The 7,220-nt window shown below is 75.0% G+C and carries 7 protein-coding genes; 4 read left to right on the top strand and 3 right to left on the bottom strand.

Annotation, left to right across the window (positions count from 1 at the left end; all coding sequences use genetic code 11):
- Both E1266_RS33885 and E1266_RS33880 read right to left on the bottom strand, forming a co-directional pair.
- A partial coding sequence (locus E1266_RS33885; protein WP_132054129.1) for a hypothetical protein occupies positions 1–187 on the bottom strand: 187 nt, incomplete at its 3' end.
- On the bottom strand, positions 184–1,428 hold the full coding sequence (locus E1266_RS33880) for a protein kinase (RefSeq protein ID WP_165966315.1): 1,245 nt from the start codon (positions 1,426–1,428) through the stop codon (positions 184–186). The genes E1266_RS33885 and E1266_RS33880, both read right to left, overlap by 4 nt.
- A 232-nt stretch (positions 1,429–1,660) precedes the next feature.
- Between E1266_RS33880 and E1266_RS33875 the strand changes: the two genes are divergently transcribed.
- The 4 genes from E1266_RS33875 (at position 1,661) to E1266_RS33860 (ending at position 5,805) form a co-directional block, all read left to right on the top strand.
- Complete coding sequence (locus E1266_RS33875) at positions 1,661–2,272, top strand: TetR/AcrR family transcriptional regulator (protein WP_132054125.1); 612 nt, start codon at positions 1,661–1,663, stop codon at positions 2,270–2,272.
- A gap of 148 nt (positions 2,273–2,420) precedes the next feature.
- Positions 2,421–3,641 carry a helix-turn-helix domain-containing protein gene (locus E1266_RS33870; protein WP_132054123.1) on the top strand — a complete coding sequence of 407 codons (1,221 nt, stop codon included), beginning with the start codon at positions 2,421–2,423 and terminating at the stop codon, positions 3,639–3,641.
- 32 nt (positions 3,642–3,673) lie between these two features.
- Positions 3,674–4,276 (top strand): TetR family transcriptional regulator, encoded by a 603-nt coding sequence (locus E1266_RS33865; protein ID WP_132054121.1) that lies wholly within the window; start codon positions 3,674–3,676, stop codon positions 4,274–4,276.
- A 62-nt stretch (positions 4,277–4,338) separates the two neighbouring features.
- Positions 4,339–5,805 carry an aspartate aminotransferase family protein gene (locus E1266_RS33860; RefSeq protein WP_132054119.1) on the top strand — a complete coding sequence of 489 codons (1,467 nt, stop codon included), beginning with the start codon at positions 4,339–4,341 and terminating at the stop codon, positions 5,803–5,805.
- Between the two features lie 16 nt (positions 5,806–5,821).
- Here E1266_RS33860 and E1266_RS33855 read toward each other — a convergent pair.
- On the bottom strand, positions 5,822–7,220 hold a 1,399-nt coding region (locus E1266_RS33855; RefSeq protein WP_347876768.1), incomplete at its 5' end, for a serine hydrolase.

Genomic DNA, 7,220 nt, shown 5'->3' with positions numbered 1-7,220 from the left:
CCTGGAGGGGGAGGAGGCGGTCGGGCGGGCGGTCGTCGGCCAGCGAGCCGCCGATCCCGATGACGAGGGTGGTCGCCGCGACGACCGTGGCGAGGACGCCCGCGAGCGCGAGCCAGGGGAGCTGGAAACCGCGCGCCGGGCGCAGTTCCTCGCTGCGCCACCCGCCGGTGCCCTGGTCGCCCGTCATGTCTGGACCGTCGCCAGCACGCGGTCGAGTTCGTCGGCGAGCCCGGGGGACAGGCCGCGCTCCCGTTCCCTGGTGACGATCTTCTCCCGCAGCAGGCCGATCCGCCGCGCCACGTCGACGGCCTGGTCGGAGGTCAGGTCGTTCTCCAGGTTCGTGATGACGTTGTTGAGGTCGATCGCGACGTCGGAGCGGATCTCGCCCGAGCTGTAGCCGCGGCTGACGATCGGGCGGAGCCGCCCGAGCGCGTCGGTCACGCCCGTCTCCGTCGCGCCGCCGCGTGCGGCCGGCGGTGCCGGTGCCGGCGGCCCGTCCGCGCGCGGCTGGGACGGCGCCGGGACGACGGTGACCGGGGCGCGCGGCGCGGAGACGAGCATCGCGGCGGCGGCCGTCGCGGGGATGGCGATGACGAGGGCCAGCGCCGCCGGCCGGGCGTGCCTGCCGTACCGGCGCGGGCGCGGGATCGGGCGGAGCGTCCGGGTGCGGTCCTCGGGGGACGGCGCCCGGCGCGCCGGGCTGAAGACGGCCTTCGGCGGCTCGTCGTCGCGGGTGAGGAGGGCGGCGATCTCGTTCATCGACGGGCCGTGCTCGGTGGTCGCGGCGGCGCAGCGCGCGGCGAGCGCGGCCAGGTCCGCGGGCGGCCCGGCGGGGAGGCAGGCCGCGATGACGGCGCCGAGCGCGCGGATGTCGGACGCCTTCGCCTCCGCCACCGCGGACTCGGCGGTGACGGGAGTCCGGTCTTGGCCGGACGTGCCGCGGGCGCCGCGGACGATCCCGGCGATACCGGTGCCGGCGACCTTGACGTCGCCGCAGAAGAGGACGATCTCGCCGGTGGTCAGGTCCCCGTGCGGCACCCCCGCGCGGTGCGCGGTCCGCAGCGCGCCGGCGACCTGGGCGCAGATCCCGGCGGTCTCGGACGCGGTGAGCGGCCCGAGGCGCAGGCGCTCCGCGAGGGTCTCGCCGCTCAGGAACTCGGTGACGACGTAGGAGACGAGGCGTCCGGACACGTCACGGGTCTGGTCGCTGTCGTAGACGGTCTCCAGGGCGGCGTGGGACAGACCCGCGGCGCGGTTGACGCCCTTCTGGAACGCGCGGTGCAGGTCGGTGCGCGCGGACGCCAGGAGCTTCACGGCGACCGGACGGCCGAGCAGCTCGTCCCAGGCGCGCCAGACCTCCAGCGTCCCGTCGTCGTCGAGGAGGTCCACCAGCCGGTAGCGCTCCGTCAGCCGCAAGCCCGATTCCACGCGAACCAATCCCTGTCGCATTCCCTGGCCGGGCGTGGTCCCCGGTCTGGCAGGTGGTACGCGGCGCCGGGCGGGCGGGTTCGACGGCAGTAAGCGTCGGTTGTCGTGGAAGTGCGGTCGTGAAGCGGGTCGTGATGGCGGGAAAGACCCGCGATGTAGGTGTTCGGCGGCCCGGTGCGGAAGAATGGGGGAGGCCACGGCCAGGCGGGGGCATCGGGAGAGGCAGGACGCTTTGAGCGGCGACATGCGGTTCACCGTCACGCGCACGCTGAGCAAGGACCAGCAGGCGCGGCGGGAACGGCTGATCGACTCGGCGCGGGAACTCGCGCTGGAGGGCGGCTACGCGGCCGTCACCATGCACGATGTCGCGGACCGCGCCGGTGTCGCCCGCGCCACCGTCTACCGGTACTTCGCCACGAAGGACCACCTGCTCACCGAGGTCGCGGCGGCGTGGGCGCACCGCGCCATCGACGACATCGGCGCGGTCGAGATCGGCGAGACCCCGCAGGAGCGGCTCACCGCGCTGCTGGAGCGCATCGTGTACGTGGCGGCCGCCGAGCCGACGCTGACCTCGGCCATCATCCAGGCGGTGACGTCCGACGACTCCAGCGTGGACGACCCGCGGACGGTCCTGTTCCTGTTCCTGCGCGACCGGCTCTCCACGGCGATCGGCGACCCGGTGCCCGAGCGGGACGACGTCGAGATCGTCCTCGGGCACGTCCTGCTCTCCGCGCTGGTCAGCCTGGCGTCGCTGCGGCAGCCGGCCGACGAGGTCGCCGCGATGGTCCGCACCGCGGGCCGGCTCGTGCTGGCCGGAGCGCTCGCCGCCACCAGCGCCCCGTAACGGTCCCGCACCCGCGCCCGCCGGCGCCGGTTTGTCATCCGGATGACAAGGCTCCCGGCGCATTGATTGGACGGGGACACAGCCCGCCCGGCCCGCCGTCGGTAGCTTCCGTAGAGCCCGTAAGCGGAGCGGCCGGGAGGCGCGGACAGTGACGACGACGTTGGGGGAGCGCTCGCCGCTGAAGCCCTGGGCCGGTGTTCCCAGCGAGCTGTCCGACGTCTTCCGCCCCCACCTGGACGCCCTCGCCGAAGAGATGATCGAGGAGATCCTCGCCGGCATCCCCGAGTACTCCCGCCCGCAGGACGAGGAGTACGCGCGGCTCGTCCGGCTCGCCGTCGAGGGCGCCCTGCGCCAGTTCGTCGACCTCATCATGGACCCGGAGAGCTCGTGGGAGCCGGTCGCCGCGGTCTACCGGGAGATCGGCTGGGCGGAGGCCCACGAGGGCCGCAGCCTGGACATCCTGCAGACGTCGCTGCGGCTCGGCGCCCGCGTCGCCTGGCGCCGCCTCGCCGCCGAGTCCGAGCGGTACAACATCTCGCGCGGCACGCTCGCGAGCATCGCCGAGGCCATCTTCGCGTTCCTGGACGAGATCGCCCGCGCCGCCACCGAGGGCTACACCAAGGCCCGCGAGCAGGAGGCGGGCGAGCTGGAGCACCGCCGCCGCAGGCTGCTGGACCTGCTGCTCGCCGAACCGCCCGCCGCCCCGCAGGCCGTCGCGGACCTCGCGCGGCTCGCGCAGTGGCGGGTGCCGCGCGAGGTCGCCGCGGTCGTCCTGTACGAGCGGCGGCAGCAGCCGTTCTCCCGCCCGCGGCTGCCGCCCGACGTGCTCGCCGACGTGAACCGCCGGGAGCCGTGCCTGCTCGTCCCCGACCCGGACGGGCCCGGCCGGGGCCGCGTTCTGGAGCCGCTGCTGCGCGACTGGGTCGCCGCGCTCGGCCCGACCGTCCGCGTCGAGGACGCCGCGCGGTCGCTGCGCTGGGCCCGCGAGGCGCTGCCGCTCGCGCGCCGCGGCATCCTGCCGGCCGACCGGCTGATCCGCTGCGCCGACCACATGCCGGCGCTCGTCATGTTCAAGGACGAGGAGCTCGTCCGGACGGTCGCCGAGCTGCGCCTCGCACCGCTGAACGGCGTCCGGCCGCGGCACCGCGAGCGGCTGATGCGCACGCTGCTGGCCTGCCTGCAGAGCGGGTTCAACGCCACGGAGGTCGCGGGGCGCCTGCACGTCCACCCGCAGACCGTCCGGTACCGGCTGCACCAGCTGGAGGAACTGTTCGGCGCGGGGCTCTACGACCCGGAGGCGCGGCTGGAGCTGGAGATGGTGCTGACCGTGCACCTCACCGCGCCCGCGACCTCTCAATCAAGCGATTGACCGACGGCCGGGCCAGCACCTAGCTTGGGGCTATGACCAGCAGCGACGGTGCCCGGGAGCGCATCCTCGACGCGGCCACCCGGCTGTTCGCGGCGCTCGGCTACGACGGCACCTCCACCCGTATGATCGCCGAGGCGGCCGGGCTCAACGTGGCCACCGTCGCCTACCACGTCGGCGGCAAGCGCGACCTGTACGTCGCCGTTATGGAACGTGCCCACAAGGCCGAGCGCGAAGTCCTGTCCGACGCGGTCGCCCAGGTCGAGGACGCCGGCGGGCTCCTCACGCTCGTCGACCGGTACATCGACTTCTGCGCCGAGCACCCCGAGGTCCCCGCCCTGTGGATGCACCGGTGGCTGTCGGACGCCGCCGACGTCGCGCACCTGGAGGAGCACTACGTCAGGCCGCTGCTGGAGATGGTCGCCGCCGCCGCACGCAAGGTCGTGCCCGACGGCGTCGACGTCGAATACGTCATCTGGACCGTCGTCTGGTGCACCCACGGCTTCGGGTCCGGCGGCGTCCTCGATGCCGATGGAACGCGCCACGGACTGGACGACCCGCGCGAGCTGGCCCGGTTCCGCGTCCACGTGCGGCGGCTCGTCGCCACCGCGATCGGACTGCCCGACCCGGCGGCCTGAAGGCCCCGGGCCCGCCGATGACCGCCCCGCCCCCCACCGAAGCACCGAGGAAGCGCAACGCCATGCCGTCTGACCACGCGCCGGAGACCCCCGCGGCCACGTCCCACGAGACCCCGGCACTGCCCGAGACCGGCCGCCCGTCCGGCGAGCTGCTCGCCGAACTCGCGCGGCTGCGCGAGGCGGACCTGCCCGTGCGCGGCGGCCAGGTCACCGCCTACGTCTACGACACCGGACGCGAGGCCGTGCACGACCTCGCCGCCACCGCCTACCTGGAGATGCTGGAGGTCAACTGCCTCGACCCGACCGCGTTCCCCAGCATCGTCGCCCTGGAGCGGCAGGTCGTCGCCGCCGTCGCGAGCCGGCTCGGCGGCGGGTCCGGCGTGTTCACCAGCGGCGGCACCGAGTCGATCATGCTGGCGGTCAAGTCGGCGCGCGACGCCCGCCCGGTCGCCGGGAAGCCGCAGATCGTGCTGCCGGCGACCGGGCACCCCGCGTTCCACAAGGCCGCGCACTACCTGGGCATGGAGGTCGTGCACGTCCCGGTCGACGCGTCGTTCCGCGCCGACCCCGCCGCGACCGCCGCCGCCATCACGCCCCGGACCGTCCTGGTCGTCGCCTCGGCGCCCTCGTACCCGCACGGCGTCATGGACCCGGTCCCCGAGATCGCGGCGGTCGCCGCGTCCGCGGGCGTCCCGTGCCATGTGGACGCGTGCGTCGGCGGCTGGGTCCTGCCGTGGCTGCGGGACGCGGGGCGCGACGTCCCGCCCTTCGACCTGTCCGTGCCCGGCGTGACGTCGCTGTCCTGCGACCTGCACAAGTACGGCTACGCGCCGAAGGGCGCCTCCGTCGTCCTCTACGCGGACGAGTCGCTCCGCCGCCACGCCTACTTCGCCGCCGCGGAATGGCCCGGCTACACCGTCATCAACGCGACCGTCCAGAGCAGCAAGAGCGCCGGGCCCCTCGGCGCGGCGTGGGCCACCCTCAACGCGGTCGGCGCGCAGGGCTACCGCGAGCTGGCCGGGAACGCGATGAAGGCGGCGGAGCGGCTCGTCGCCGGTGTCGCCGAGATCCCCGGACTGCGGGTGCTCGGGGAGCCCGTCGCGCCGCTGGTGGCCGTCGCGTCGTCCGAACCCGGCCTGGACGTGTTCGTGATCGCCGACGAGGCCCGGTCGCGCGGCTGGTTCTTCCAGCCGCAGCTCTCCTACGCGGGCATCCCGCCGAACCTGCACTTCACGCTGACCGGCGTCAGCGACATCGAGCCGCTGCTCTCGGCCCTCGCCGACTCGGCGAAGGCCGCCCGCGCCGCCGGGCCGCCCGACGTCCCGGCGGACCTGGTGGAGGCCCTCGCCGGCCTCGACCTCGGCTCGCTCGACGACGCCGGTTTCGCCGGGCTGCTCGCGTCGGTCGGTGTGGACCTCGACGGCGGCGGCCAGCCCGAGATGGCCGTCGTCAACGCCATCCTGGACGCGCTGCCGCCCGCCACCCGCGAGGCGCTGCTGATCCGCTTCCTGTCCGCGCTGTACGCGTGACCCGGTGCCGCCGGGCTCAGCCGAGGCGGAGGAGGCGCTCGAAGACGGACGGCTCGTCCAGCGTCCGGACCAGCTCAAGCGGCACCTTCGCCGCACCGGCCGTGAGGGCGGTGACCTGCGTGCCGGCGGCCGCCTCGCGCGGCGGGTCGCCGTCCATGCCGACCTGCACGGTCAGGCCGGGCCAGCCGACGACGGTCACGGGCGCCGCGGCGCGCAGCGGTGTCCGGTCGCCGAGGCCGTCCTCGATCCGCGCCACCCGCGCGCCCTTCGGGGCGATGGTCTTCGCGACCAGCGCCTCCTGGGCCGCGACCACGAGCCGCTGCGCCGCGTCGACGGCCCCGGCGGCCGACGCGGTGTCCTGCCCGAGCACCGCGCCCACGATCAGGGTCTGCACGCCCTCGACTTCCTTGCGCGCCGCGAACACGAAGTTCCCGCCCGCCTCGTCGGTGTAGCCGGTCTTCCCGCCGACGACGCCGTGCTGGCCCAGCAGGAAGTTCCCGCCCTGCCGCGGTGCGCCGCCGTCGCCGGGCTCGTACGCCCGCTTGTTGACGATCTCGGTGAACGCCGGGATCTCCATGGCCGCCCGGAGCAGCTTCACCTGGTCGGCGGCGGTGCTCACCGTCCCGGAGTCGTAGCCGCTCGGGTCGGTGTAGCGCGTGCCGGTCATGCCCAGCGACCGCGCGGTCTCGTTCATCTTCGCCACGAACGCCGGGCTGCTTCCGGCGTCCCAGCGCGCCAGCTCGTGCGCGACGTCGTTCGCCGAGATGACCATCAGGGCTTCGAGGGCCTGGCGCTGCGTCAGCCGCTGGTTCGCGGTCACGCCGAGGATCGACTCCCCGCGCCTCTCGCGAGCCGGGATCTCCGCCGCCGCCTGCGGTGACACCGTCATGACCGGGCCCGGCTCACCCGGCTTCAGCGGATGGTCGCGCAGGTACACGTACGCCGTCATCACCTTGGCGACGCTCGCCGTCGGGGTCGACGCCGACCCGCCCGACGCGCCCATCCCCCCGAGGCCCTCCACGTGGACGGCCGACTGCCCCGACGAGGGCCAGGGGAGCGCGGGCGCCTGCCCCTCGAACACGACGCTGGGGTCGACGGTCAGCCCCACGGCCGGCTCCGGGACCGGCCGCACGAGCTGCCCGGCGACGAGACCGGCGACCAGCACGAGCGCCGCCGCCAAGACGACGAGCCACGTCCGTCCCCCCGCGCCCTCCGCCTTCTCCTCCGGCGCGGGCGCGGGCGCCTCAGGCGCGGCGACGGCCGCAGGGGGCGTTCCGTCCCACTGGACGGTCCAGGGCCCGGACGAACGGACGGCCGGCTGCTCCTGCGGGGCCGCCAGATCCGGCAGCCGCTCGATGCGCGTCGGCCCTGTCCCGGTCGGCGGAGGTGCGGTGCCGGTGGGCGGGGGAGCGGGC

Origin of the sequence: Actinomadura sp. 7K534, from assembly GCF_004348575.1 — a bacterium.
Classification (GTDB): domain Bacteria; phylum Actinomycetota; class Actinomycetes; order Streptosporangiales; family Streptosporangiaceae; genus Spirillospora; species Spirillospora livida.
The sequence above is the reverse complement of the archived record's forward strand: the minus strand, read 5'-3'. Positions and strand labels throughout refer to the sequence as shown.